This is a genomic window from Oleiphilus sp. HI0132 (assembly GCF_001635845.1).
In genome coordinates, this window is the sequence record NZ_LWGJ01001676.1 from 1 (window position 1) to 1085 (window position 1085).

Consider the following 1085-nt stretch of genomic DNA (forward strand, 5'->3'; position numbering starts at 1 on the left):
CCGTGAACCATTATATAGCAGTTGTCGGCAGCCATCGCTTGCCCTGATCCCCATAATAGAGATAAAGAAAGCGCGCAGGTGGAAAGTATAGATTTCTTAGTTTTAAACATAGTTAGGACCTTTCGATATGTATATTATTTTTATTTTGCGTCCTGCGGACAAAGTACAACAGACACTTTATCTGACCATTATCTGAGAAGAGAGGGCCGACCTGTTTTTACTTGATCATTATTTATCGGGAATGGTAAGAAGACCATGACAGTAGAGGACAGAGTATTGGCATTTTTGGCAATAAATATAGGGCAAGCACTTAGGCTTACCCTATAGACTTTTATGCCTGTTTAGTCAGAAAAATTGGCAGCAACGTAGTCTGCAAGACGGGAGCGTTCAACGCTTTGTAGTGTGATGTGAGCATAGTGTTCCCAGTTTCGCATGCGGTCCATTGCAAAGCTGAAGCCACTCGTTGAGGCCGATAGATAGGGTGTATCAATTTGCTTTAGGTTGCCAATCGCAATGACCTTAGTGCCTGGACCAGCTCGTGATATGAGACCGTGCATTTGTGCAGAGGTCAGGTTCTGGGCTTCATCAATAATGAAGATCTTGTCGGAGAAACTTCGGCCTCTCATAAAACCGGAGCTTTTTATTTTTACGCGGCTTTTTAAGAATTCAACACTCGACTTCCTTTCGAAATCGGTGCCGTTGGGGTTGGCGCTCAATGTTTCCAAAGCATCGGTGATCGCGCCCATCCAAGGGCCGATTTTATCTTCTTCTTCGCCGGGTAAGAAGCCGATATCTTCACCCATTGGAACCGTGGCCCGAGTGACAATGATTTCATCATAAAACTTATCTTCGTACACCTGGTGTAGTGCCGCAGCTAGGGTTAACAGAGTTTTACCTGTCCCGGCTTCTCCGGCGATGGTGACGAAATCAATTTCAGGATCAGTGAGTGCTGCNAAAGCAAAATTCTGTTCTTTGTTTTTAGCTTGAATTCCCCAGCAATGATATTGAGATTCAAAATCGGGTAATAACTCAATCGTAGCCGTCTGATCGACAACTTGTCTCAATTGGCCGCGGAAAGTTTGATT

The 1085-nt window shown here is 44.4% G+C and carries 1 protein-coding gene; it reads right to left on the minus strand.

Annotated elements, in window-relative coordinates:
- Nucleotides 1–341: 341 nt before the first annotated feature.
- On the minus strand, nt 342–1085 hold a 744-nt coding region (locus A3766_RS25685; RefSeq protein ID WP_156509143.1), incomplete at its 5' end, for a PhoH family protein.